This window comes from Sphingomonas sp. LH128 (genome assembly GCF_000293195.2).
Classification (GTDB): domain Bacteria; phylum Pseudomonadota; class Alphaproteobacteria; order Sphingomonadales; family Sphingomonadaceae; genus Novosphingobium; species Novosphingobium resinovorum_A.
This window is the reverse complement of sequence record NZ_ALVC01000157.1, coordinates 1-23,141: the sequence shown is the minus strand read 5'-3', so window position 1 is coordinate 23,141 and position 23,141 is coordinate 1. Positions and strand designations below refer to the sequence as shown.

General features: G+C 67.5%; 25 protein-coding genes and 1 tRNA gene. 15 read left to right on the top strand and 11 right to left on the bottom strand.

The annotated features are described in order from the left end of the window. The first annotated feature begins 91 nt into the window (after nt 1-91). From LH128_RS13420 to LH128_RS13410, 3 genes are read left to right on the top strand one after another with little or no spacing between them, the layout of a single operon-like run. Nucleotides 92-1,264 carry a hypothetical protein gene (locus tag LH128_RS13420; protein ID WP_008830185.1) on the top strand — a complete coding sequence of 391 codons (1,173 nt, stop codon included), beginning with the start codon at nt 92-94 and terminating at the stop codon, nt 1,262-1,264. A gap of 11 nt (nt 1,265-1,275) precedes the next feature. Next, nucleotides 1,276-2,466 carry a sulfotransferase family protein gene (locus LH128_RS13415; protein ID WP_008830184.1) on the top strand — a complete coding sequence of 397 codons (1,191 nt, stop codon included), beginning with the start codon at nt 1,276-1,278 and terminating at the stop codon, nt 2,464-2,466. Then, on the top strand, nt 2,463-3,479 hold the full coding sequence (locus LH128_RS13410) for an alcohol dehydrogenase catalytic domain-containing protein (protein ID WP_008830183.1): 1,017 nt from the start codon (nt 2,463-2,465) through the stop codon (nt 3,477-3,479). Before LH128_RS13415 ends, LH128_RS13410 begins: the two co-directional genes overlap by 4 nt. Nucleotides 3,480-3,596: 117 nt before the next feature. Here LH128_RS13410 and LH128_RS13405 read toward each other — a convergent pair whose 3' ends face one another. After that, nucleotides 3,597-4,823 (bottom strand): MFS transporter, encoded by a 1,227-nt coding sequence (locus LH128_RS13405; RefSeq protein ID WP_008830182.1) that lies wholly within the window; start codon nt 4,821-4,823, stop codon nt 3,597-3,599. A 205-nt stretch (nt 4,824-5,028) separates the two neighbouring features. Between LH128_RS13405 and LH128_RS13400 the strand changes: the two genes are divergently transcribed. Genes LH128_RS13400 through LH128_RS13385 form a run of 4 tightly spaced genes read left to right on the top strand, consistent with a single transcriptional unit; the run spans nt 5,029 to nt 9,090 of the window. Continuing rightward, nucleotides 5,029-5,556, top strand: a complete 528-nt coding sequence (locus tag LH128_RS13400; protein ID WP_008830181.1) for a Csu type fimbrial protein — start codon at nt 5,029-5,031, stop codon at nt 5,554-5,556. Continuing rightward, a complete protein-coding gene (locus LH128_RS13395) occupies nt 5,556-6,254 on the top strand; it encodes a fimbrial biogenesis chaperone (protein WP_008830180.1) in 699 nt (232 codons plus the stop codon). The genes LH128_RS13400 and LH128_RS13395 overlap by 1 nt, the downstream gene beginning before the upstream one ends. A 17-nt stretch (nt 6,255-6,271) precedes the next feature. Next, nucleotides 6,272-8,593 (top strand): fimbria/pilus outer membrane usher protein, encoded by a 2,322-nt coding sequence (locus LH128_RS13390; RefSeq protein WP_008830179.1) that lies wholly within the window; start codon nt 6,272-6,274, stop codon nt 8,591-8,593. 2 nt (nt 8,594-8,595) lie between these two features. Next, nucleotides 8,596-9,090 (top strand): Csu type fimbrial protein, encoded by a 495-nt coding sequence (locus LH128_RS13385; protein ID WP_008830178.1) that lies wholly within the window; start codon nt 8,596-8,598, stop codon nt 9,088-9,090. A 131-nt stretch (nt 9,091-9,221) separates the two neighbouring features. Here LH128_RS13385 and LH128_RS13380 read toward each other — a convergent pair whose 3' ends face one another. The 4 genes from LH128_RS13380 to LH128_RS13365 form a co-directional block, all read right to left on the bottom strand. Beyond that, nucleotides 9,222-9,995, bottom strand: coding sequence for a sulfite exporter TauE/SafE family protein (locus LH128_RS13380; protein ID WP_008830177.1), 774 nt, complete (start codon nt 9,993-9,995; stop codon nt 9,222-9,224). A 169-nt stretch (nt 9,996-10,164) separates the two neighbouring features. Continuing rightward, nucleotides 10,165-10,341 carry a YezD family protein gene (locus LH128_RS13375; RefSeq protein WP_008830176.1) on the bottom strand — a complete coding sequence of 59 codons (177 nt, stop codon included), beginning with the start codon at nt 10,339-10,341 and terminating at the stop codon, nt 10,165-10,167. Between the two features lie 102 nt (nt 10,342-10,443). Then, complete coding sequence (locus LH128_RS13370) at nt 10,444-10,896, bottom strand: RrF2 family transcriptional regulator (RefSeq protein WP_008830175.1); 453 nt, start codon at nt 10,894-10,896, stop codon at nt 10,444-10,446. A 250-nt stretch (nt 10,897-11,146) separates the two neighbouring features. Further along, nucleotides 11,147-11,896, bottom strand: coding sequence for an energy transducer TonB (locus tag LH128_RS13365; RefSeq protein ID WP_008830174.1), 750 nt, complete (start codon nt 11,894-11,896; stop codon nt 11,147-11,149). A 150-nt stretch (nt 11,897-12,046) separates the two neighbouring features. On the opposite strand from LH128_RS13365, the gene LH128_RS13360 reads away from it, so the two are divergent. From LH128_RS13360 to LH128_RS13345, 4 genes are all read left to right on the top strand, one after another. Continuing rightward, nucleotides 12,047-12,316: a GlsB/YeaQ/YmgE family stress response membrane protein gene (locus LH128_RS13360; protein ID WP_008830173.1), complete on the top strand. Its 270-nt coding sequence runs from the start codon at nt 12,047-12,049 to the stop codon at nt 12,314-12,316. 129 nt (nt 12,317-12,445) lie between these two features. After that, the gene (locus LH128_RS13355; RefSeq protein WP_008830172.1) at nt 12,446-12,721 is read left to right on the top strand and encodes a hypothetical protein; all 276 of its coding nucleotides are present in this window, start codon (nt 12,446-12,448) and stop codon (nt 12,719-12,721) included. A 256-nt stretch (nt 12,722-12,977) separates the two neighbouring features. After that, entirely contained in the window at nt 12,978-13,580 is a 603-nt protein-coding gene (locus LH128_RS13350) for a superoxide dismutase (RefSeq protein WP_008830171.1), read from the top strand. Between the two features lie 268 nt (nt 13,581-13,848). Then, the gene (locus tag LH128_RS13345) at nt 13,849-15,027 is read left to right on the top strand and encodes an MFS transporter (RefSeq protein ID WP_008830170.1); all 1,179 of its coding nucleotides are present in this window, start codon (nt 13,849-13,851) and stop codon (nt 15,025-15,027) included. Here LH128_RS13345 and LH128_RS13340 read toward each other — a convergent pair. Both LH128_RS13340 and LH128_RS33415 read right to left on the bottom strand, forming a co-directional pair. Beyond that, complete coding sequence (locus tag LH128_RS13340) at nt 15,005-15,553, bottom strand: sigma-70 family RNA polymerase sigma factor (protein ID WP_008830169.1); 549 nt, start codon at nt 15,551-15,553, stop codon at nt 15,005-15,007. The genes LH128_RS13345 and LH128_RS13340 overlap by 23 nt on opposite strands. Continuing rightward, the gene (locus tag LH128_RS33415; RefSeq protein WP_155986315.1) at nt 15,546-15,731 is read right to left on the bottom strand and encodes a NepR family anti-sigma factor; all 186 of its coding nucleotides are present in this window, start codon (nt 15,729-15,731) and stop codon (nt 15,546-15,548) included. Before LH128_RS33415 ends, LH128_RS13340 begins: the two co-directional genes overlap by 8 nt. A 272-nt stretch (nt 15,732-16,003) precedes the next feature. Between LH128_RS33415 and LH128_RS13335 the strand changes: the two genes are divergently transcribed. Together LH128_RS13335 and LH128_RS13330 are read left to right on the top strand one after the other, a co-directional pair. Continuing rightward, entirely contained in the window at nt 16,004-17,686 is a 1,683-nt protein-coding gene (locus LH128_RS13335) for a CHASE domain-containing protein (protein WP_008830168.1), read from the top strand. A 93-nt stretch (nt 17,687-17,779) separates the two neighbouring features. Further along, nucleotides 17,780-18,127, top strand: coding sequence for a PilZ domain-containing protein (locus tag LH128_RS13330; RefSeq protein ID WP_008830167.1), 348 nt, complete (start codon nt 17,780-17,782; stop codon nt 18,125-18,127). A 139-nt stretch (nt 18,128-18,266) separates the two neighbouring features. Here the strand turns inward: LH128_RS13330 and LH128_RS13325 are convergent, their stop codons facing one another. Both LH128_RS13325 and LH128_RS13320 read right to left on the bottom strand, forming a co-directional pair. After that, entirely contained in the window at nt 18,267-19,349 is a 1,083-nt protein-coding gene (locus tag LH128_RS13325) for a glycosyltransferase family 4 protein (RefSeq protein WP_008830166.1), read from the bottom strand. Beyond that, on the bottom strand, nt 19,346-20,251 hold the full coding sequence (locus tag LH128_RS13320; protein ID WP_008830165.1) for a UDP-2,3-diacylglucosamine diphosphatase: 906 nt from the start codon (nt 20,249-20,251) through the stop codon (nt 19,346-19,348). Before LH128_RS13320 ends, LH128_RS13325 begins: the two co-directional genes overlap by 4 nt. 275 nt (nt 20,252-20,526) lie before the next feature. Between LH128_RS13320 and LH128_RS13315 the strand changes: the two genes are divergently transcribed. Continuing rightward, on the top strand, nt 20,527-21,201 hold the full coding sequence (locus LH128_RS13315; RefSeq protein WP_008830164.1) for a response regulator transcription factor: 675 nt from the start codon (nt 20,527-20,529) through the stop codon (nt 21,199-21,201). Nucleotides 21,202-21,331: 130 nt separating this feature from the next. Here LH128_RS13315 and LH128_RS13310 read toward each other — a convergent pair whose 3' ends face one another. Next, complete coding sequence (locus tag LH128_RS13310; RefSeq protein ID WP_008830163.1) at nt 21,332-21,940, bottom strand: LON peptidase substrate-binding domain-containing protein; 609 nt, start codon at nt 21,938-21,940, stop codon at nt 21,332-21,334. Nucleotides 21,941-21,945: 5 nt separating this feature from the next. Then, nucleotides 21,946-22,848, bottom strand: a complete 903-nt coding sequence (locus tag LH128_RS13305) for a tetratricopeptide repeat protein (RefSeq protein ID WP_008830162.1) — start codon at nt 22,846-22,848, stop codon at nt 21,946-21,948. A gap of 214 nt (nt 22,849-23,062) precedes the next feature. On the opposite strand from LH128_RS13305, the gene LH128_RS13300 reads away from it, so the two are divergent. After that, a tRNA-Gly gene (locus LH128_RS13300) sits at nt 23,063-23,137 on the top strand. Nucleotides 23,138-23,141 lie beyond the last annotated feature (4 nt).

The following is a 23,141-nucleotide window of genomic DNA, read 5'->3' as shown; positions in this document are numbered from 1 at the left end:
TCCGGGACGACGCAGGAATTCGCCCGGGCGATGGGCCGCATCTCGTCAATCTAGATAGTGCATACTATCAAATCGGCAGGGAGAGCCTGCCATGCACATCGAACCTGCCATCCTGCCCTATCTCGCCGACCTCGAAGGTGCGGTCGCGAACCTTGCGGATACCTGGCGGCCTGACGATCCGGCCTACCGTGCCGACGTCTACCGCCAGACCGTGGCGAGCCTGTCCTATTCCTACTTCATGTACTTCCACGCCGATGCCGAACATCCGGACTGGGCGCCGCTGTGGAACCCGGTCTACACGCTCCAGCCCAACCCGGACGACATCTACACGCAGTCGCCGATCCGGGGCGACCTGACCTACCGCGTTTCCGGCAACCGGGGGACATGCCGCATCCTCTCGTTCACCACGCAGGCCGCGCTGTCGGGCACGGTGGACGCCATGCCGCGCCCCAATGGCCACAACGAGTGCGACACCAACGACCTCGGAATCGCTCCGGGCGAGGACTTCTCCATCGTGTTCAGTGCCGAGCGGCCCGCCGGATACGCGGGCCACTGGGCGCCGATCGACCGCTCCGCGCGCGGCATGTTCACCCGCTTTCGCATGTACGACTGGGAGCGTGAGGTGGACCCGGTGCTGTCGATCGAATGCCTCGACCCGGTGCCGCCCAAGCCGCGCCTCGCGCCCGAGGAAATCCTGCGCCGCATCGGCGAGATGGCGAAGCTGCCGCGCCGCAAGACCGACCTCTACTACCCCATGCAGAACGGGGTGAAGGAGCGTGTCGGCTTCAACGTGTTCGAGCCGGTGCGCTATCCCGGCGCGCTGGTGAAGCAGACCTACTGGCCCGCCTGCTTCCAGCTGGAAGACGACGAGGCGCTGATCATCGAGACCGAGATTCCCGCCCGCGCGCCCTACTGGAACGTGCAGCTCAACGACCCGTACTTCAACGCGCTGGAATATGTTTACCGCCTCAGCAGCACCAACGGCGCGATGGCGCGGCTGTCGAGCGACGGGAAGTTCCGCGCCGTCATCGCGCTGACCGATCCGGGGGTGCCCAACTGGCTCGACCCCGCAGGCTACAACGAAGGCGGCATCTACGGTCGCTGGTACGATTGCGACAGCGAGCCGGTGCCCACGATCACCCGCGTCAAACTGGCCGATCTGCGCTCCCATCTGCCCGAGGACACGCCCGTGGTCACGCCGGCCGAGCGCTCCGAGGAGATCCGCCGCCGCGTCGCCGCGTGCCAGCGGCGGCGGCGCTGGTGAGAGGCTGAGCGATGGACCTCGGCTACGATCCGCCCGAAACCTTCCGCCATGCGCTCGGCCAGTTGCACGATACCGTCATCGCCGAGACCGTTAGTGACGATTTCGGTCCGGCCGACTACCTGCCGGGCCTCACCGTGCTGTTGCAGTCGATGGACTACGACCCGCGCTTTTCCGAACAGGGCAGGCGCGCTGCATGGGGCATGGTCGTCGGCGTGCTGCGCGGGCGGGCGCAGGCCGTGGTGGCGATGAAGGCGAACCCCGGCTTCGATGCGGCCCCGGTGCTGTCGCCGGTGGTCATCACCGGGGTGCCGCGCACAGGGACGACGGCGCTGCACCGGCTGCTCGCGGTCGATCCGCGCTTTCAGGGGCTGCAGACGTGGCTGCTCGACAGCCCGATGCCGCGTCCGCCGATGGCGCGCTGGGCGGAGTATCCGCAGTATCGCAAGACCCTCGCGGGGCTGGATGCGCAGTATACCGCGCTCCCCGATGCCAGGGCCGCGCATTTCCGCGCTGCCGAGGAAGTCCACGAATGCTGCATGCTGCTGCGGCAGTCGTTCGTCTCGAACTTGTGGTCGTGCGGCTGGTCGGCCGCGACTTACGATGCGTGGTGGCAGTGCCAGAGCGAGGCGGCGGCCTATTCCCACTTCGCGCGGTGCGTCCGGCTGATCGGCATGAATGATGCGGGCAAGCGCTGGCTGCTCAAGAACCCCGGCCATATCGCGCATCTCGATTTGCTGCTGGCGGTGTTCCCCGACGCCCGCGTGATCCAGACTCACCGCGATCCGGGCAAGGCGGTGCCGAGCCTCGTCTCGCTGCTGATGAACATGAACGGGCTGATGGAGCCCGACCGCAAGCAGCAGCGCGCGGAAAACCTGCTGCGCCGCGAAGTCGCCAAGTGGGCCAATGCGGTGGAGAAGTGCGAGGCGGTGCGCGTGCGGCATCCGGGGCAGGTGCTCGATGTGGTCCACGCCGATTTCCACGCCCGCCCGATGGAGACGGTGGAGGTGATCTATCGCTTCATCGGCATGGACATTCCCGAGGAAACCCGAGCCGCCTTGCAGCGCCGGATCGATGAGAAGCCCGAACTCAGCCACGGCGTCCACCGCTACTCCATCACCGACTACGGCATGACCGCTGACGAGGCGCGCGAGCCGTTTCGCGCTTACATAGAGCGCTACGACCTGCTGGAGACGCGGGCATGAAGGCGGCGATCTATCCCGGGGGCGGTGCGCCGATCGTGATCGAGACGATCGCCGACCCAAAGCCCGGCCCCGGCGACCTGCTGATCCGCGTGGACCGCTGCGGCATCTGCGGCACCGACCTTGCCATGACCAGGGGTGGCGCGTGGGACTTCGGCGCCGGTGTCCAGTTCGGGCACGAGTTCGCCGGAACCGTGGTCGAGGTCGGCCGCGGGGTCGAGGGCTGGAAGGTCGGCGATCCGCTGGCGGTGCTGCCCTCGGTCGCCTGCGGGGAGTGCGAGACCTGCCGTGCCCATGGCAACAATGTGCTGTGCCGCGAGAGCCCCGCGCGGGCCTCGGTCGGCTTCGCGCAATACGCCCGGATATCGGCTAGCGTCGCCACTCCGCTGCCGAAGACGCTTTCCATGGCTGACGGGGCGCTGATCGAACCCTTGGCGATCAGCCTTTACGGCACGCAGATGGCGCGAATCCGGCCGGGCGAGCGGGTGCTGGTGCTCGGCGGCGGGACGGTGGCGCTCTATGCGATCTGGTGGGCGCGGCGGCTGGGAGCGGGGCGGGTGACCGCGATGTCGCGCTCGTCGCGGCGGCGGGACTTGTGCCTGCAGATGGGGGCGGACGCCTTCGTGGCCTTCGGGGACAACGAGGCGGGCGAAGTCGTCGAGGCGCTGGGCGGTGCACCGCAGGTGGTGCTGGAAGGCGTGGGCGCGCCGGGGATGCTTGGCCGCGCGGTCCAGCACGCTGCGCCGTTCGGGCGGATCGTCAGCCTGGGGTTCTGCACCGCGCCCGACCCGGTGATCCCGGCGATCGCGAGCTACAAGTGCGTGTCGATGCACTTCGCGGTCGGCTATTCCATGCGGGAGTTTCTTTTCATCGCCGACCTTCTGGGACGCGGCCATGTCCATGCCGATCCCAAGGCGATCGTCACCGACACCATCGCCTTGGAGCAGTTGCCTGCGATGTTCGAGACCCTGCGCGGCCCGAATGCGGAAACCAAGGTCCACGTGCGCTGCGATTAGGTCGTCGTCCCGGACTTGATCCGGGACCGCTGGCTGTCTTTAGGTAAGAGCTAGCTGCGCGCGCCCGCGAGGTGGGCTGTTCATGGTCAGCGGTCCCGGATCAAGTCCGGGACGACGTCAGGCCGGCACCGGTTCCCCCAACGCTTCCTCCACCTGCGGCCCCTTGCGCAGCATGAGCAGCAGCAGGGCGCCTGCGAATACCGACGTGCCCACGGTCACCAGGAACGTGTCGAAACTGCCGGTCCGCGCCAGCGTCCAGCTCAGCAGCGCTGCTCCCGAAGCGGCCGCCAGCGAGCACACCCCCGTCAGCAGCCCGAGCACGCTGGAATAGATTCGCGTCCGGAAGTGCCGCGCGACGAGGAAGGCGAGGATATCCCCTTCCGCCCCCACCGCGAAGCCGAGGCTGAAGATCGCCGCGGTCACCACTACCGGCGCGTCCCAGTTGCTCGCCAGCACGAACAGCCCGAGCCCCGGCAGCGCCAGCATCACGAACGACACCACTTGCGGCGCGAAGCGGTCGAGCGCCACGCCGGTCACGAAGCGGCCCAGCAGCATCCCCACCGCCAGCGCGGTGAACATGATCGAGGCGCCTTCGCCGCTGATCCCCTGGTCAAGCACCAGCATCTTGAGCTGCACGAGAATCAGCGTCAGTGGCAGGTTGCACAAGTACATCGCGCCGAACAGGATCCAGAACGCCCGCTCGCCGAAGATCTCGGGATAGTCGTCGCGCGCGCGGCGCTTGGGCGCGGTGACGAGGGCCGCATGCGCTCGCCCGCTGGGGATGAGCAGGAACACGACGATGCCGGTGAGCACCGTGAACAGCGCCAGCATCCGGTACGTCGCCGACCAGCCGTGCGCCTCGACGAACTCGTTGATGACCGGCCCGCCGATCGCGGCGAACAGGGCCGGGCCGCAGGCGACGATTGCAAGACCGAGGCCGCGCGCGTGCTCGATATGCTGCACCACGAGGCGGGTGTAGACCGTCGCGGTCGTCGTCACGCAAATGATGCTCTGGAAGATGAAGATCGCCAGATAGGCCTCGAACGAGCCGCCGATGAGGCTGAAGCCCAGCATCGTCAGCGGCATGGCGACGATCCCGATCAGCGCGGTCAGCTTGACCCCGAAGAGGTCGGCGAGGCGGCCGATGAAGGGCATCGACAGCGCCGTCAACATGCCGAGCATGCCGGTCATCGCGAACTGCGCCTTGGACCACCCGGCATCGGCGACGAGCGAGGGCGCGATCGCGCTGGTGACGGTGCCGATGATCGACATGCCCGTACCCATGCCCAGCGTCGCCGCCAGCAGCGGGCGCCACGCGGCACCGATTTCCGATAGATAGCGCAAGGTCAGGTCTCTCCGGGGCGATTTTCGTTATGCCCGCCAGCTTGCCACCTGACCGGCCGGGGCAAAAGCGCAGGACCGCCCCGCACGGGCTATTTCACGCCGGGGCAATCGGAAATCGCCGGAGCGTTTGGTTGCCGCGTTCCTAGGTGAACCACCGGGGAGGGCGTTGGAAGGCTGGGCAACCCTGTCTTGGTAAACGATTGCCATGAGCAACGTTCACCATGCCCGCGGCGCTCGCCGCCTTCGCCCGCTTGCCGCAGGGTTCGCCCTTGCCGCAGGTATCGTCCTCGCGCCCCAGGCCGCGTCCGCCGCGACGGTGACCGACACCATCACGGTGACGGCCAACGTGCAGTCGGCCTGCGTCGTCGCCGCCAGCCCGCTGGCTTTCGGCAACTACAACCCGACGTCGTCCTCGAACGTCGATGCGACCACCACCGTCAACGTCACCTGCACGCAGGGCACCCCCTACAACGTCGGCCTCAATGCGGGCACGACGACCGGCGGCACGACCACCGTGCGCAAGCTCAATTCCTCCGGCCATACCCTCAACTACGCGCTCTATTCCGATTCCGGCCGCACCACGAACTGGGGCAACACCGTCAATACCGACACCGTCGCGGGCACCGCCGGGACTTCCGCCACCGCCTACACCGTCTACGGCCGCATCCCCGGCAGCCAGAACACCACGGCGGGCGCCTACACCGACTCGGTGACCGTCACGGTGACCTACTGATGACCTTTCGGCGCGCTCCGGTACTGCTGGCGGCCCTGTTTGTTGCCATGTGGGGCGGCTTTGCCGCCCCGGCGCGGGCGGGTTCGCTCAGCGTGATGCCGGTGCGCGTCGATGTACCTTCGGGCCGCCGCTTCTGCTCGCTGACGCTGGGCAACGATTCCGACCGCGCGGTGACCGTGCAGGTGCGCGGCTTCGCATGGAGCCGCGACGAGGGCGGTGCCGACATTCTCGATCCCGATACCGACTTCGTCGTCAATCCGCCGATCGCGACGATTGCGCCGCACGGCACGCGGCTGGTGCGCTGCAGCCTGCCCGCCGATACAGGGGCGCAGGCGGAAAGGCAGTGGCGCCTGATCGTCGACGAACTTCCCGACCCCACGCAGGCCCAGCCAGGCGTGGTGCAGACCTTGCTGCGCCTCTCGGTCCCGGTGTTCCGGGGCGCCGAGGGCGTGGCACCGCAGTTCACCGCCTCCACCTCGCCGCTGGGGCTGCGCCTTGCCAATACGGGCAGCGGCCACGCCCGGATCGTGGCGCTCACTCTGCAAGGGGCGAGCGAGACGGTAACGCTGGACAAGCCGTTCTATCTCCTTGCCGGAGGTGCGCAGCTGATCCCGGCCGAGCGCCTGCCGCGCGGTCTGTTCTCCATCCACGTGCGTGCCGAGGAGGGCGAGTATACCGTCGCCCTCCCTGCGCCGTGAGCTGATGGTCGCCTCCGGTGAAGCGCACCTCCCGCCGCCTTGCGGCAGCCCTTTCGGCTGCGCTTGCCCTGTCGCCTGCGATCGGCGTCGGAACTGCCTGCGCGCAGTCGGTGGCCGAGGCGGCGCCCATGCCGGTCGGCGTCGTCCTCAACGGGCAGGCGATCGCCGAGCCCGGCCTGCTCATCGTGCATGACGGCCACCTCCTTGCGCGGCGCAGCGACATCGAGAGCTGGGGCCTCGCCGCCCATTCCATGATCGCGTCCGAGACGCTGGGCGGCGAAAGCTACGTCGCGCTGGACCGCGTGAAGGGTCTTGTCGCGCGGCTCGACGCGGACGGGGCGACGCTGCTGGTCGATGCCGACGTCAGCCTGTTTCCGCGCTACACGTTCGATCCCGGCCGCCATGTCGTGCCGCTGGCGCAGACGATCCCGGCGCAGTTCCTCGATTACGACCTGACGCTGTCCGACTGGAACGGCCACGCGCGGCTTGGCGGTTTCGTCGATGCGGGCGTTTCCGGACCTTGGGGCGTCGCCGACTCCAGCTTTCTCGTCGACAGCGACCGGGGAGGCGTCGTGCGGCTGGATACCGCGCTGCGCCGGGACTTTCCTCAGCAGCGGATGCGGCTGGTGCTGGGCGACGCCGTCGGCACCGGCGCGCCGTGGAGCCGTCCGGTGCGGTATGGCGGTGTGTTCCTCGGCACCGATTTCTCGCTCGATCCGCAGAGCATCAACTTCCCGCTGCCGGTGATCTCCGGGAGCGCGCTGACGGCTTCGACCGTTGAACTTATGGCGCAATCGTCGCGCCAGTCGATGGACGTCGGGCCGGGCGCCTTCGACCTCACCCTCCAGCCGCGCCTTACCGGGGCCGGGCAAGTGACGATGAGCGTGCGTGACCTTGCGGGCAATACCCGGCAGGTGACGCGCAGCTTCTACGCGAGCCCGAGCCTGCTGCGCCCCGGCCTCTCCGAATTCGCGATCGAGGCGGGGGCGCTGCGGAGGCGCTTCGGCTTCGACAGCTTCGCTTATGCCCCTCTGTTCGCGGCGGCCGGACTGCGGCGCGGGATCACCAATGCGCTGACCCTCGAAGGGCGCGTGGAGGTCAGTGGTCGCACGCGCATGGCGGGCCTTGGCGCGGCGATGGTGCTGGGCGCGGTCGGCGAGGTTTCGCTGGCAGGCGCGGTGTCGCAAGGGTCAGCGGGGACCGGGACGCTGATGCGCGCGCAAATGCAGCGCGTCACGCCGGTCTATACCTTCACCACCAGCTACGAGCGCGCCGACGCGCAGTTCCGGCAGGTGGGCGAGGGCCGCTTCAACGGCGGCGGGCGCAGCGAACTGGCGGTCGCAGGAGGGCTTTCGCTCGGACGGATCGGCAGCCTCAATGCCAGCTATGCGCGGCTGACGCAGGGTATCGGCGGGGAAGGACAAACCCGCTACGATCTCGCCTCGGCCTACTACACGGCGAACCTGCGCGGCGGCTATCTCTCGGCGGGCGTGCAGTACACCGCCTATCGCGCGGGGCGGCGCGACGCGGGGCTGTTCGGCTCGCTGACCATTCCGCTGGGACCGCGCCGCAATGCTTCGGTGATCGCCGAGCCGGGCCGTGCGGCCGCGACCTTCACGCAGAACCTGCCCGACCGCAGCGGCTTCGGCGCGCGGGCGCTGGCCGGGCGCGATGGTGGAGCGGCATGGCTGGAGGGCGGGCTCGGCTATCGCAGCGGCGCAGGCGACATCCGCCTCGACGTAGCGCAGCGGCGTGGGCAGCAGGGCGTGCAGCTCAACGTGCGCGGCGGCCTGCTCAGGGTGGACGGAACGCTCGTCGCCAGCCAGCACATCGACGACGGCTTCGCGCTGGTCGACGTGGCCAGCGACGCCCCGGTCACCGTCACCGTCGAGAACCGCCCCCGTCCGACCAAGGCCGGGCGCGGGCGCGGCGTGATCGTCACCGGCCTCCAGCCTTATGCCGAGAACCACATCGGCATCGACGCCGCCGAAGTGCCGATCGCGGAGGACCTCGACACCGCGCAGCAAGTCGTCGCGCCGGGCTGGCGGCAGGCGGTGCGGGTGCGCTTCGGCACCGTGGGCGGGCAGGGCGTGCGGCTGCGGGTGCTCGATACGCAGGGAATTCCGCTCCAGACCGGATCGAGCATCGCCTGGGCAGGCGGGGTCGGCGTCGTAGGCTACGACGGCGAAGTCTGGCTCGAAGGCTATCGCGGCGGTGCGGGCACGCTCAGCGTCTCGGGTGCGGGCGGGACGTGCCTGGCGCCGATCCCGGCGCTGGGCGAGGACGCGCGGCTTGCGGCAACGCCCGTCACTTGCGTGCGCGGGAACGAAAGGACGTGACGATGCGGCTTGCCACTCGGTCCATCGCGGCGCTGGGGGGGCTGGCGTGCGGGCTCATGCCCATTGCGGCGGCGGACGCGGCGGGGTGCCTCGTGTGCATCTGCTCGGTCTCGACCACCAATCTCAGCTTCGGGACGTACAACCCGGCCAATACCTCGCCGACCACGGCGACGGCGACGGTCACCGCCAACTGCATCTCGGTCAGCGTGCCGATGAACGCGACGGTCGATCTTGCGCTGAGTGCGGGCACGTCGGGCAACGCGGCGGCGCGGCAGATGGCGAACGGGGCCGCGCGGCTGAACTACAACATCTATCAGGATGCGGGCTATGCCACGGTCTGGGGGAACAACAGCAATGGCGGCTCCTCGCAGTCGATGCTGATCAACAACCTGCTGAATTTCAACGCGACCAAGACGGCCTATGGGCGGATTCCGGCGGGGCAGTACGCGAAGACGGGGGGCTATTCGGACCCGGTCGTGGTGACGTTCACGTTTTGACGTGAGACCCACCCCGTCCGGCTAGTTCGCTTCGCTCCCAAGCCTCCCGGCGATTTTCTCCTCCCGCCTGCGGGAGGGGCAGCGAGACTTGGTCCGCAGGACCTAGTCGCAGCGGGGTGGCCAAGGCGTCCTCAGAAGATCGGCCACGACTTCCAGATGCTGAACACGCTGGTGGCGATCAGCACCACCGAGACGGCCGCGAGCAGCGTGCGCGGCTTGATGCGCTTGGCGAAGAGGGCGCCGAAGGGCGCAGCTACGACGCCGCCGATGATCAGGCCGACCGTCGCCACCGTGAAGGCCGAAAGCCCGATGGTGGAGATGAACGCGATCGAGATCGAGGTGGTCAGCAGGAACTCGGCGGTGTTGACGGTGCCGATGGTCTTGGCCGGTTCGCCGCCTTGCACGAGGAGGTTGGAGGTGACCACCGGACCCCAGCCGCCGCCGCCCGCCGCGTCGAGGAAGCCGCCCGCCAGCGCCAGAGGGGCGGTGTACTTGGGGTCCGCGAAGCTCGGCTTGCGCATGCGGATGGCGCGGAACATCAGGTAGATGCCGATGCCGGTGAGGTAGATCATGACGTAGGGCTTGGCCACCGAGGCGTCGATGCTCGACAGCAGGTAGGCACCGGCGACGCCGCCGATGATGCCGGTCGGCACCAGCCGCAGGAACAGGCCCCAGTTCACGTTGCGGTGCAGGATATGGCTGATGCCCGAGGTGCCGGTGGTGAACAGCTCGACCAGGTGGACGCTGGCCGAGGCCGCTGCCGGAGGAACACCGACCACGCTGACCAGCAGCGTCTGGGTGATCACTCCGAAGGCCATGCCGAGCGCGCCATCGACGATCTGCGCGGCGAAACCGATGGCGATGAAGGGAGCGATTTCGGCCAGTGTCGGCAGCGAATCGAGCATTCTTACTCCTCCTGGGGTGCAGGTTGGATCTGGTCGCGGCCTGTTGGCCCCATCTACTGGCCCATCTACTGGCTAGGCGAATGCCGCGCGGATGGGAACCACGCGGATCAATCTCCAGGCAGAAGCCGCCCGGTCGTCCGGTGTGCTCGGCTTCGCCAGGTCGGGTCGATCAGTGGTTGAAGCGGCGGCGCTCGGTGACGTCGACCTGCATCAGCTTGCCGTCGTGGACGGTCAGCTGGATCACGCCGAAGCGCAGGCGCTGCAGCGCCTCGATAACGTGCTGGACGCCTTCGTTGAGCAGCGGGTGTTCGGTTGCGGTCGCATCGGCGGGCTTGGCAATTCGCATGCGCATCTCCTCTCGCAGCGGGGCGGATGCGGGCTTGGTATTCTCTATCGTAAAAGTTGACAATGGGGTCGAGGAAGAAGGTTTGCTTTCAGCCGCTAAAGCTCAGACGTCCTCGACAGCTTCCAGTCCTTCGGCGGCGGGCACGGGGTCGATCTTGTCGGACAGCCGCATCCCGTCGAGGAGGCCCGCAGTGGCGTCGCGGACCTGCAGCATCAGCGCGCGGGTGCGGCAGTCCTTTTCCTCGACGCAGTTCTTGCAGGTCTCGTGCGCGAAGCGGCTGGCGCAGGGCACCAGAGCCAGCGAGCCGCGCATCACGCGGATGAGGTCGCCATAGGTGATGTCGATCGGCGGCACGCCCAGCCAGTAGCCGCCGTCCTTGCCGCGCTGTGAGGCGACGATGCCGTAGCGCGACAGTTCCGACAGGATGACGGTGAGAAACTTCGCCGGGATGTTCTGGGTCTCGGCGATGTCGGTCAGCGGGATCGGACCCTGGCCGTACTTGTCCGCGAGGTGCTGCATGGCCCGGATCGCATAGCGTGTTTTTTGCGAAAGCATCGGTGCAATTCTCGCGAGGACTTCGAAGGGGTGTCTTGGCTCCATTGGCGTGGGTGCGTCAAGCTGCGCCGTGTCGGATTACGGGGGTAACGCGCGGGGGAGGGGTTGGTGTCCCGGTCTTGCCCACCCCTGCCCCCTCCCGCGAGCGGGAGGGGAATGAGAGACCTGCGCCTTGCCCTCCCGCAAGCGGGAGGGCCGGGAGGCTTGCGAGCGCAGCGAACTAGCCGACGGGGTGGGCACCCCACCACTTTCAAGGCGTGTCCTCCGGCGGAAAATACCACCCGTGGGTCTCGACCATGATTGCAGCCACGGGCTCTCCCGCACGGTTACGCGAGGGCTTGAAACGGAACCGTTCAGTGATCAGCCGGCAGGTCGTCGCATCGAGGTCGGGGCGACCGCTTGAGGTGAGGATGCGGCAGTCGCTGACCCGCCCGTCCACGCCGATGCGGTACTGCAGCTTGAGTTCGCCGCCGCTTTTGGCTTCGCGCAGGTCCGGCGGCAGGTCGGAGAAATGCAGGCGTCCGCGAATCTGGCGTGGGCGGGTGAGGGCATCGTCATCGCCTTCGCCCGCGCCGTCGCCGTTGCCGCCGCCGCCGTCACCATCGCCGATCCCGCCCGCGCCCTGTCCGGGGCCAAGGCGGTCCGAGGCGCCGCTTTGCGCGGCCGAACCAATGCCGGCCTTCGGCGCGGTGACGATCGGCGGCGGCACGATCAGCGGGGGCAGCTTCGGCGGCGGGGCGACCACCTGCGTCGCCTTGTTGCGCAAGTTGGGAGGTGAGGGACGGCCCTTCGCGGCGGTGGAATCCGCCTTGGCCGGGATTTCCTTCGGCCGGGGTTTCTCCGGCTCCTCGCGCAGGGGAATGATCGCGGCGAGCGTCTCGCGGCGTTCCTGCGGTGTCATGCGCGCAGCAAGTCCCGCCATCATCGCCGCCAGCCCGCCCGCCACGATCAGCAGCGAGGCGAGGGCGGACGCCGCGCGGTTCCGGGCCGAAGTATACACGTGTCGCGCCTCCTTGCTGGCCAGAACCCGGCGGGCGCGCGGTTGGTTGCGGCAAAGTTCACGTTGCGACGAGGCGTTCGTATTGTTGCGGAACCTTGCGCGCTACTGCCCGTTATTAGGGTCAGCACACTCAATTCGGAGACGGAAACCATGACCCTCCTTCTTATCCTCCTCGTCGGTGGCATCATCGGCTGGCTCGCTTCCATCCTGATGCGCACCGATGCGCAGCAGGGCATTTTCCTGAACATCGTCGTCGGCGTCGTCGGCGCGGTGATCGCCGGCTTCATCATCACCCCGCTCATCGGCGGTGCGCCGATCACCAGCGGTGCCTTCGACATCATGTCGCTGTTCGCCTCGTTCCTGGGCGCGGTCGTCCTGCTGGCGATCGTCAACCTCTTCCGTCGCGGCTCGGTTCGCTAAGAACCGCACGGTCCCGACGACCTCGAAGTGAGGCCCGCTTCGGCGGGCCTTGCGGCGGGAGGTGGCGCGTCCTCCCCTCGGCATCTTCAACGCGCCCGATACCATAAACAGGGAAAAGGATTCCTCGCCATGAAAGCCACTGCCACTTCGCGTCTTGCCATGATTGCCGTCGCTGCCGCTTCGCTGGGACTTGCCGCCTGCAACAGCCCGCAGCAGGAAGCGACCGAGAAGGCGGCCGACGCCGTGGAGGCCCAGTCCGACGCCGCTGCCGACGCGATCGACGCGCAGGCCGATGCGACCACCGGAGCCGCCGAAGATGCGCTGGAAAACAAGGCCGACGCGGTCAAGAAGGCAGGCGACGCCAAGTCCGACGCGATGAAGGACGCTGCCGACAAGCAGAACTGACGAACCTGACGGCCGGATCACACGGCCGGTATGGGTTGGCTCGCCGGCGTTTGCTCCCCTTGCAGGACGACGGCGACCACGGGAGAGGATGGCGGCAACCCCGCCATCCTTTTTCGCATGAGAAATTCAAAATGCCGCGATTGCGCGCTTGAATTGTTGCGCTGCACGTCAGACATAGGCCGCGATCTTTTCTGCGCTTTTTCGGTTTCCCGCCGAAGTGCAGGCCAGCTTCAATAACCTGAAAAAGGACATGACCATGACCATCGCCCTCATGCCGCTGCCCTATGCGCAGGACGCGCTCGAACCGCACATCTCGAGCAAGACGCTGGAAATCCACCACGGCGCCCATCACAAGACTTACGTGGACAAGCTGAACGCCGCGATCGCCGGCACCGAGAACGAAGGCAAGTCGGTCGAAGAGATCGCCAAGTCGGCTTCCGGTCCGCTGTTCAACAACTCGGCCCAGACCTGGAACCACGGCTTCTACTGGCACTCGCTGTCGGGTGAGAAGACCGCGCCGAGCGAGAGCCTGGCCGCTGCCATCACCGCCGACTTCGGTTCGATCGACGCGCTGCTCGAAGCGCTCTCGAACGAGGCGGTGAACCACTTCTCGAACGGCTGGGCCTGGCTCGTCGTCGAAGGCGGCAAGCTCAAGGTGATCTCGACCCACGACGCCGACAGCGCGCTCGTCAAGGACGTCGTGCCGCTCCTGACCGTCGACGTCTGGGAGCACGCCTACTACATCGACCAGATGAACAAGCGTCCGGCCTACGTGAAGGCGGTCCTCGAGAACATCCTCAACTGGAAGTTCGCCTCGGACAACTTCGACCGCGGCACCGCCTGGACCTACCCGGCGTAAGCCGAAGGCCAGACAGGCTTTTCAAGGCCCCCGCATCCGGCAAGGGATGCGGGGGTTTTGTTTTTTCGGGGTGCGGTTAGCCCACCCCGTCCGGCTAGGCAGCAAGCTGCCAAGCCTCCCGGCCCTCCCGCGAGCGGGAGGGCATGACGTTATTCTCCCCTCCCGCTCATCCTGAGCCTGCCGAAGGAGGGAAGGGGCGAGGGTTGGCCTTTCCTTAGTCCGCCGCACCTGCAACAAACCCGTCTTCCGACAAAGGGGGACGGCTTCGATGAATCGCGCGTGGTTGACGCTGGCACTGGTCCTGTGCGGCACCATCATCGGCATGATGGGCGTCGATCTCGTCCTGCCCGCCGTGCCGCTGCTGCCCGAGGCGCTGGGCGGCGATCCCTCGCAGGCACAACTGGTGCTGGCAGCTTACGTCGGAGGCACCTGTATCGGCCTGCTCGGCTACGGCGCGCTGGGAGACCGGGTGGCGACGTCACGGCTGATCGTGGGCTCGCTGCTGGCGACCGCCGCCGTCTCTCTGGCCTGTGCGATGGCCCCGAATATCGAGGCGCTCATCGGGCTGCGCGCGCTGCAGGGCATGGTCGCGGCAGGTCCCGCCGTCTTCGCGCCCGGCATCGTCAAGGCCATGTTCGACGAGACCCGCGCGGTCCGGGCGATCGGCCTGCTGGGCAGCATCGAGGCGCTGGGGCCGGCCCTTGCCCCCGTGGCGGGCGCAGGGCTGCTGGCGCTCGGCGGCTGGTCGCTGAATTTCGAAGTCATGGCCGCCGGAGCCTTCACGGCGGCGGTGCTGGTCATGCTCACCGGCGGCTTGCCGCAAGTGGGACGGCGCGGGCAGGGCAGCTTCGTGGTGTTGCTGCGCGACCCGACGTTCCTGCGCTATGCGCTCAGCCAGGCGAGCGTGCTGGGCGGATTGCTGGTATTCGTGTTCGGGATGCCCACCGTCTTCGTGCGCGTGCACGGCGGGACCCTGGCGGACTTCATCACGATGCAGATGAGCGGCGTCGTCACCTTCATCATCGCCGCCAACACCGCCGCGCACTGGGGCGACAGGCTGGGCGCCGAGCGCGTCATCGCCTTCGGCACCGGTCTCTCCGCACTCGGAGCGGCAGGGCAGTTCGCCTATGCGCTCTCGGGCGGGACTTCGGCGCTGGTGATCACGGCGCTGTTCATCCCCGTCAACACCGGCCTTGGCCTGCGCGGTCCGGCGGGGTTCTTCCGCGCGATCCTGGCGAGCCGCGGCGACGATGCCCGCGCCAGTGCTCTGGTGATCCTCTGCATCCTGACCGCCGCAGCGCTGGGAACGAGCATAGTCTCGCCATGGATCGAGCGCGGCACCGTGCCGCTGACGGCAGCGGCGCTCGCGTTTCATCTGGCGGCTTTGGCATGCTTGGTCGTACTGCCGCCGTTGCGGCAGCCGGTCAGCCCGTCTTGCGCGCCTTGACCTCGACCTGCTGCGGCTGATCGCCGTCGAGCATCCGGGCAAGATCGGCGCGGGCACGGGCGACACGGCTCTTCATCGTGCCGATCGGGCAACCGGCGATCTCGGCCGCTTCCTCGTAGCTGAAGCCCGAGGCACCGACGAGCAGCACCGCCTCGCGCCTTTCGGGGGCCAGCTTCTGCAGCGCGGCCTCCATGTCGTCGAGGTGAAGCGGGCCTTCCTGATCCGCTTCCATCACCAGCATCTTCTCGACCACGCCTTCGTCGAGGTCGGTCTGGCGGCGGGAGCGGCGCAGCTCGGACAGATAGTGGTTGCGCAGGATCGCGAAAGTCCAGGCGCGCATGTTGGTGCCCGCCTGGTAGCGTTCGCGCGCGGTCCACGCCTTGATCGCGGCTTCCTGCACGAGATCGTCGGCAAAGTCCGGCCGTCCCGACAAGCCTCGGGCAAATGCGCGGAGATGAGGGAGGACGGAGAGCAGTTCCTTGCGGAAGCCTTCGTCCGCGGCGCTGGGCGCTATCCGGTCAGGCATCGCCGTCGTCGTCCAGCTTCTTAAGGAGATCCTTGAAGCTGTCCGGCAGCGGCTCTTCCACCACGGAGTTGTAGAGCTTCCTCAACCCCCCGGCCCAGCCGGGTTCTCCGTCTCGACGGACTTCGGGCGGCAAGCCGGGCACAGGGCCGGAGTCACCACGTCCATTGGGCTGATTCAACACGAACTCCCTTTCACCGAAAGCACACTTGCGGCGAGACCGGGGAGCGGTCAAGCCCGGCGCGCGGCCCAATGTCTTCGCGCGCAAGGCTGGCGGAAGGCGGGGCGCTGTCTCGGGCATCGTCCGGTCTGCAAGCCGAGCGGACGTCGTTTGCAGATGGAACAATCGATGCCGAGCATGGTTCCCCTCAGCGTAAAGTGTTGGCATAGCATGATGCTTGCGTTCATAAGTGATCGCAACGCGACGGAGTTTATGGTGCAGGACGTTGCCGGGTGATTGACCAGGCTCTGCTCGACAGGGTTCAGAAGCAGGCGTGGTTCCACAGGTATCCGCGCGGCTGGCCGTTCCTGCTGTTCCTCATCGCGAGCATGACCACGGCGGTCTCCGTCATGGCGATCGAGCGCGCGGACAAGCAGACGCGCGCGATCGAACTCGACCGTCAGCTCACCGAGATTTCCTCCGCCCTCCAGCGCCGCGTCACCGAGAACATAGCGCTGCTGCGCGCAGGCAGCGCGCTGTTCGCGACCCAGGACGTCGTTTCGCCCGAACAGTTCGCCGAATTCGCGCGCGACCTGCAAGGCGACGGTACGCTCTACGGCTCGCTCGGCATGGGCTGGGCGCCGCTGATCCCGGTGGACAAGCTGGCCGCTTTCGAGTTTGCGGTGCAGGGCGGCGGACGGCTGGACTTCAGCGTCGATCCGCGCCCCGAGCCCGGCCAGAAGTATGCCGTTCCGGTCTATTACCTGGAGCCGCAATCGTCGGGGAACAAGCGCGCGCTGGCCTTCGACATGTACTCCGAGCCCGTGCGCCGACAGGCGATGGAGCGGGCCATGGCCCGGCGTGGCCCGGCGGCGACGGGTGTGGTCCACCTCGCGCAGGACGGCTTCCGCTACCCGGCGCGAGATCAGCAGACCGACGCGGCGTTCCTCATCTATATGCCGGTGACGCTGGAGAGAGGCGGGCGGCGGTGGGTCAAGGGCTTCGTATATAGCCCGTTTCGCGCGCAGACTTTCCTCGGCTCGGCCAGTGAACTCTACCGCAACGACAGCATCGACATCGCCATCTACGACGACCACGTCGCGCCGGAGACATTGCTGGCGGAACAGCGCGGCGCCGACGGGCTGACCGGCCCCACCATAGAGCGACGCATCGACGTGGCGGGGCAGGCCTGGATCGTCGAGGTCGGCGACCGTCAGGCCAATGCGCTCTCGCCGCTCTCGCGCCTGACGCTGTTCTTCGGAGCGCTCGCCTCGCTGATGGTGATGGCGATCGGGCGGCTGATCACCAAGCGCGCCGCAGAAGACCGCGTCGTTCTGGAGTGGCTGACCAGCCAGGCCTCGATCCGTAATTCGCTGACGCGTGAGTTGAACCACCGCGTCAAGAACACGCTGGCGAACGTGCTGTCGATCGCAGCACTGACGCGGCGGCGCTCGAAAGGCATCGACGATTTCACCGAAAGCCTGACCGCGCGCATCCGGGCCCTGTCGGCCACCCACGACCTGCTCTCGCAGTCCGACTGGGGCCACGCGGCGCTGGGCGACATCGTGCGCTCGGAACTGGCGCCCTACATGGAAGGTAACGAGAGCCACGTCGTCATGGCCGGGCCGGGGATCAAGCTGGCGCCCAACGATGCCATGTCGCTGGGTCTGGCCATCCACGAACTGGCGACCAATGCCGCCAAATACGGTGCCCTCAGCACGATCGAGGGGCGCATTCACGTGCAATGGACGATGGCCTCGCCCGACCTCGCGGAAATTCACTGGCGCGAGGAAGGCGGCCCCCCGGTGGCCGAGCCGACCAAGCGCGGTTTCGGGCGCGATCTTATCGAGAAGATCGTGGCGCACGAACTGAAGTCGGAAGTGGATCTCAGGTTCGAGCCGGGCGGCGTGGAATGCCGGCTCAAGGTCCCGGTCCGCGCCTCGCGCGAATTCGTGCTTAGGAACGAGCGGCGCTAGCGTCGTTCTCCGGGCCGCACCAAGCGGGGCCATTATCGATTGCTTAAGCCGTGACGCAGTAATGCCCTCGCCAGATCATCGGGGGCAATTGCGATGGAAGCGCGTAACTGGAGCCGTCATATCGTCGAGAAGGACGTCGCCTGTCTCGTCGAAGGGGCGAGGGAACAGGTGTTCCTCTACGACCTTTCCATGGGCGGCTGTATGTTCGAGATGGCCTGCGACCGCGACATGCGCGAACGGTCGGCGACGCTCGATCTGCAGGGGCAGGGCATCGTCCAGGGACAGGTGGTATGGCAGGTCGGTCGCTGCATCGGCATGCGCTTCGAGGCATTGATCCCGCAAGCCGTCGTCCGGCGTCTGGGCTTCACGCCGCCGGTCGAGGATTTCCTCGGCCGCCCGGTACGTGAACCCAGCGGACACGCTCCCCAACCGCCGCTGTGATCGGGGTTTGGCCGGGCGCGATCCGGCTTGGACTGCCTGTACCTTGGTCCCATCGCGTAGGCACCTGACAGGCGGCGCATCTCAAACCTGACCCTGGCCTCCCGCCTTTGGAGATGACACGGCACGGGGAGGGTTGACGCTAGGCCGCTGACCGAAGGCCGCGTTCGGCGCTGTCCAGCGCGCCCTCGATCGCGGCGAGGAACTGGTCGGTGGCGCGTTCCCACGAATAGAGCGAGCCCAGCGCGGCGGCGTCGGTCCGCTCCACCGTCAGTGCGCCCTCGACCGCGCGGGCGAGCGAGGTATCGACCGCGCCCGCCGCCCAGCCGACACGGTGGTCCACGCCCCGTCCGTCAGGACCGAGGATGTCGATCGGCCCGGTCACCGGGTACGCTGCCACCGGAGTGCCGCAAGCCAGCGCCTCGATGACGACGAGGCCGAAGGTGTCGGTCAGGCTGGGAAACACGAAGCAGTCGGCGCTGCGATAGGCAGAGGCCAGCGCCTCGCCCGACAGTGCGCCGAGGAACAGGACGTGCGGATAGCGGCGGCGCAGGTTGTCGAGTGCAGGGCCGTCTCCGACCACCACTTTGCTGCCGGGCACGTCGAGGTCGAGGAAGGCCTCGAGGTTCTTCTCCGGCGCGACGCGGCCGACGTTGAGGAGGACAGGGCCCGGCCGCTTCGTCTTCAGCGCGGTCATCTCCGCAAGGCGCGGGCCGTCGGGGCGGAACAGGGCGTGGTCGATGCCCCGGCTCCACGCGCGGGTCGGGCCGATGCCGCGTTCTTCCAGTTCGGCGGCGAGGCTGCGGGTGGAGACCATGACCGCCTGGCTCTGCGCATGGAAACGCTGCAGGATCGGCCAGAAGTACTCGGCGGAGAGCCCGGTGCGCACCGCGCAGTATTCAGGAAAACGCGTGTGGAAGGCGGAAGTGAAGGGCACCCCGCGCGCCAGGCACCAGCCGCGCGCGGCCCAGCCGATCGGGCCTTCGGTGGCGATATGGACGATGTCCGGCGCCGCCTTGTCGAGCATCCGGCGTACGCCGAAGCGCGGCGCCATCGCCAGCCGGATCGAGGCATAGCCCGGCATCGGCATCGTCAGGAAGCGGTCGGGCGTGATCGTCTCGACCTCGTGCCCGCGGGCAGTGAGGTGTTCGACGGTCGAGGTGAGCGAGCGGACGACGCCGTTGACCTGCGGCAACCAGGCGTCGGTTGCCAGGGCCAGCTTCACGATACGGCCTCCGGGGTGGCTTCCTTGTCTGCGGCGTGCTCCTCGGCGGCCGTTTCGGCGATCGTGTGGCCGCCGGTTTCCTTGACCCAGTCGATCAGCGACATGTGGCCGGTGAAGTCTTCCGCCAGTGCGGTGCAGCTTTCGACCCAATCGCCGTCGTTGTAATACGTGATGCCGCCGAATTCGCGGATCTCGGCGCAGTGGATGTGGCCGCAGACGACGCCGTCGAACCCGCGCGAGGTGGCCTCGTTGGCGACGGCTTCCTCGTAGCTGCCGATGAACTGGACGGCGTTCTTGACCTTCTTCTTCATGTAGGCCGAGAGGGACCAGTACGGCATGTGAAAGCGGCGGCGCACGGCGTTGAACACGATGTTGGCGCGCAGCAGCATCGAGTAGGCCTGGTCGCCCAGGAACGCGAGCCACTTGTGGTAGAGCACGACGCCGTCGAAGGCATCGCCGTGCGTCACCAGCAGGCGGCGGCCGTCGACGGTGGTGTGGACGTATTCCAGCGCCAGTTCGACCCCGCCGAAGCTGAGGCCCGCATAGTCGCGCAGCATCTCGTCGTGGTTGCCGGCGATGAAGATCACGCGGGTGCCGCGGTGCGCCATCTTGAGGATGCGGCGCACGACTTCGTTGTGGGCGTCCGGCCAGTACCAGCCCTTGCGCAGCCGCCAGCCGTCGACAATGTCGCCGACGAGGTAGAGCGTCTCGCACTCGTGCGCCCGCAGGAAGTCGACCAGCATGTTCGCGTTGCAGCCGCGCGTGCCGAGGTGGATGTCCGAGATCCAGATCGTGCGGTACTTGCGCTTGGGCCGGAAGCCCTTGGGATCGGGAAGGTCGAGCCAAGCGGGAATCCCGCTGTTGTTGCCACGTCCGATGAAGTCTTCGATCTGCTCGCGCATGGTCGTTCGTCCCCAAATTCCCTGCGATTTCGGGGCCTATGACAGCAGGCGGTTGCGGCGGCGTGACGGTTGCGGGTCAATTCGATGACAAGTGCCAAGCGGCTTGTTGATAAGCGATATTTCCCGATTGTTTCCGGCGTCGGGGCCGGTTTTGCGAATTCATGACCGTGTCACCGATATGTCACCGGGTCGTCATACTCGGGAGGCAAAAGCCGCGCGTACAAAGGGTCCTGACCCTGGGGGCAGACTATCTCGAAAAGGCGGACAACGGGGCGATGCGGCGGATCGACATATTGCTGGCGAGCGAACTTTCGGGTGGGCTCGCGCCGTTTCGGCATGACCAGTTCGACGTCATGCTGCATCGCTGGACCGACTTTGCCGAGCTGCCGCTGATCGAGGGGGCCTTGTGGGTCTTCATCGACTGGGTGCTGCCCGAGATGTCCGGCCTCGAACTGTGCCGCCGCCTGCGCGCGGACAGCCTGACCGCCCATGCCCATGTGACCATGGTGCTGGAGGAGGACAACCAGGAGGACCGCAAGCGTGCGCTGCGCATGGGCGCGGACGACTACATGGTCGGCCCGCTGACGCGCAATGCACTGCTGGACCGGGTGCTCGGCGCCAACCTCGGCGAGCAGGACAGCGCGGGCATCCGCGTCGTCACGCAGGGCGAGCTGATGGTGGACGTCGCCGCGTTCCAGGCGCGTTTCCAGGGCAAGCCGATCTCGCTCATGCCCAACGAACTGCGCCTGCTGCGCTACTTCATCGAGCACCCCGGCCGGGTATTCAGCCGCACGCAGCTGATCTCGGCGCTCGGCAAGCAGGAGCCGCCGGTGGACGAACGCACGGTGGACGTGTGGATCGGCCGCCTGCGCCGGGCGCTCAAGGGCGTGGGTGCGGGCAACCCGCTGCGTACGGTGCGTTCGCTGGGGTATGTGTTCGATACGGTTTGAGGGGAAGAGCCCACCCCCAACCCCTCCCGCAAGCGGGAGGGGAGTAGGAAGGTTACGCCCTCCCGCAAGCGGGAGGGCCGGGAGGCTTGAGAGCGTAGCGAACTAGCCGGACGGGGTGGGCCTCGCCGCCCTACTGTAACGTCGCCCCATCCTCGTCACCATCGCCCGCGCGGCCGAAGAACTGCATCAGCTGCACCAGCAACTCGCACCGCGCCGAGAGCCCCGAGGCTTCCAGCAGCGCCTGCTTGGCGGCCGGATCGAACGGCGCGATCTGCGAGACGCCGTTGATCAGCGACATGTCGTCGAGCCGCCCGACCTGCTCCCAGTCGACCACATAGCCCTGCGCCTGCGCGAACCGCTTCGCCTCGCGCTCGAAGCTGGCGCGCTCGATCGGGGCGAGCACTTCCTCGGGCTCTTCCAGCAGCTCCGCCTCGACCTGACGGAACGGCGTCGTCACGTCGAGTTCGCGCAGCACGCGGAAGCGTTTCTCGCCGTCGAGAATGATGTTGAAGCGGCCGTCTTCCAGCGCCTCGACATCGCCGATGCGGCCCAGGCACCCCACCGCGAAGAGCGGGGCGCCCTCGAAGCCCTTCTGCGGCTGGATCATGCCGATCAGCCGGTCGCGTGCGAGGGCGTCGCTCACCATCGCGCGGTAGCGCGGCTCGAAGATGTGGAGCGGCAGTTGCAGCCCCGGGTAGAGCACCGCGCCGGTCAGCGGGAAGATGGTGATCCGCGCCAACCGCGTCAGCCGAACAGGACGGTCGAGAGCTTGCGGCGCGTGGCCGAAACCCACGGGTCTTCGAGGCCGATCGCTTCGAAGATCTGCAGCAGCTTGGCCTTGGCCGCGCCCTCGTTCCATTCGCGGTCGGCCGTGATCATGCGCAGCAGCGTTTCGGCGGCGCCGTCGCGCTCACCGGCGGCGAAGGCGGCACCGGCGAAGGCGAACTGCGCTTCCATGTCGGCGGGGTGCTCGGCTGCGGCGGCGCGCAGAGCGGCCAGTTCGCTGTCCTCGGGCTTGTCCTTGGCGAGTGCCAGCACACCGCGCGCGCGCGCCACATGCGGGTCGGTGGAGAGCGGCTCGCCCAGCGAATCGAGAACCTGCTCGCCTTCCTCGATCCGCCCGGCGGCGACGAAAGCGCGGACCAGACCGCCGAGCACTTCGCCGTTGTCGGGCGCCATCTCGAGGATCTGCATGAAGATGCTGGCGGCGCGTTCGCCGTCACCCTCGGCCAGCGCTTCCTCGCCCATGGCGATCAGCGGGGTAAGGTCGGGCGCGGGCTCGACGCCGCCCGGCTGCACCGGCAGCTTGGCGAGCAACTGGTCGAGCATGCCCTTGAGCTGCGATTCGGTGCGGGCGCTGGTGAGGTCCGCCACCGGCTGGCCCTGGAAGATCGCGTAGACGGTCGGAATCGACTGCACGCGGAACTGCGCCGCGATGAACTGCTCCTCATCGACGTTGACCTTGGCGAGCAGAACGCCCTTGTCGGCGTATTCGGCGGCGACCTTTTCCAGCACCGGGGTCAGCGCCTTGCAGGGGCCGCACCACTCGGCCCAGAAGTCCAGGATCACGAGCTGGGTCATCGAAGGTTCGGCGACCGCCTTGCGGAACCGGTCCACGGCCTTCTGCTCGTCGAGGTTGAGACCCATGCTGGCCAAGATTCGTGCTCCAATTACGAAAAATCAATTCCCTAGATTGGCCTTTCGCGCGCGTTTGTGAAGGGAGAATGCGCCAATTCGGCCCGTTTCCGAGGCTGTCGCAAAAACTTTGTCTTTTATGCTTGCCGACCTTTCGAACCGCTGCTAGTGGGCCGCCTCCACACCGGACGGGCCGCTTTCCAGCAGGCCTTTTCGAAACGCCAGAGCGGGCGTAGCTCAGTGGTAGAGCACAACCTTGCCAAGGTTGGGGTCGAGGGTTCGAATCCCTTCGCCCGCTCCAGTTT

Excerpts from the sequence above, each read along its gene's own strand:
- LH128_RS13420 (WP_008830185.1), top strand. The coding sequence starts at position 92 with ATGCACATCGAACCTGCCATCCTGCCCTATCTCGCCGACCTCGAAGGT.
- LH128_RS13415 (WP_008830184.1), top strand. The coding sequence starts at position 1,276 with ATGGACCTCGGCTACGATCCGCCCGAAACCTTCCGCCATGCGCTCGGC.
- LH128_RS13410 (WP_008830183.1), top strand. The coding sequence starts at position 2,463 with ATGAAGGCGGCGATCTATCCCGGGGGCGGTGCGCCGATCGTGATCGAG.
- LH128_RS13400 (WP_008830181.1), top strand. The coding sequence starts at position 5,029 with ATGAGCAACGTTCACCATGCCCGCGGCGCTCGCCGCCTTCGCCCGCTT.
- LH128_RS13395 (WP_008830180.1), top strand. The coding sequence starts at position 5,556 with ATGACCTTTCGGCGCGCTCCGGTACTGCTGGCGGCCCTGTTTGTTGCC.
- LH128_RS13385 (WP_008830178.1), top strand. The coding sequence starts at position 8,596 with ATGCGGCTTGCCACTCGGTCCATCGCGGCGCTGGGGGGGCTGGCGTGC.
- LH128_RS13380 (WP_008830177.1), bottom strand. The coding sequence starts at position 9,995 with ATGCTCGATTCGCTGCCGACACTGGCCGAAATCGCTCCCTTCATCGCC.
- LH128_RS13375 (WP_008830176.1), bottom strand. The coding sequence starts at position 10,341 with ATGCGAATTGCCAAGCCCGCCGATGCGACCGCAACCGAACACCCGCTG.
- LH128_RS13370 (WP_008830175.1), bottom strand. The coding sequence starts at position 10,896 with ATGCTTTCGCAAAAAACACGCTATGCGATCCGGGCCATGCAGCACCTC.
- LH128_RS13360 (WP_008830173.1), top strand. The coding sequence starts at position 12,047 with ATGACCCTCCTTCTTATCCTCCTCGTCGGTGGCATCATCGGCTGGCTC.
- LH128_RS13355 (WP_008830172.1), top strand. The coding sequence starts at position 12,446 with ATGAAAGCCACTGCCACTTCGCGTCTTGCCATGATTGCCGTCGCTGCC.
- LH128_RS13350 (WP_008830171.1), top strand. The coding sequence starts at position 12,978 with ATGACCATCGCCCTCATGCCGCTGCCCTATGCGCAGGACGCGCTCGAA.
- LH128_RS13345 (WP_008830170.1), top strand. The coding sequence starts at position 13,849 with ATGAATCGCGCGTGGTTGACGCTGGCACTGGTCCTGTGCGGCACCATC.
- LH128_RS13340 (WP_008830169.1), bottom strand. The coding sequence starts at position 15,553 with ATGCCTGACCGGATAGCGCCCAGCGCCGCGGACGAAGGCTTCCGCAAG.
- LH128_RS13330 (WP_008830167.1), top strand. The coding sequence starts at position 17,780 with ATGGAAGCGCGTAACTGGAGCCGTCATATCGTCGAGAAGGACGTCGCC.
- LH128_RS13320 (WP_008830165.1), bottom strand. The coding sequence starts at position 20,251 with ATGCGCGAGCAGATCGAAGACTTCATCGGACGTGGCAACAACAGCGGG.
- LH128_RS13315 (WP_008830164.1), top strand. The coding sequence starts at position 20,527 with ATGCGGCGGATCGACATATTGCTGGCGAGCGAACTTTCGGGTGGGCTC.
- LH128_RS13305 (WP_008830162.1), bottom strand. The coding sequence starts at position 22,848 with ATGGGTCTCAACCTCGACGAGCAGAAGGCCGTGGACCGGTTCCGCAAG.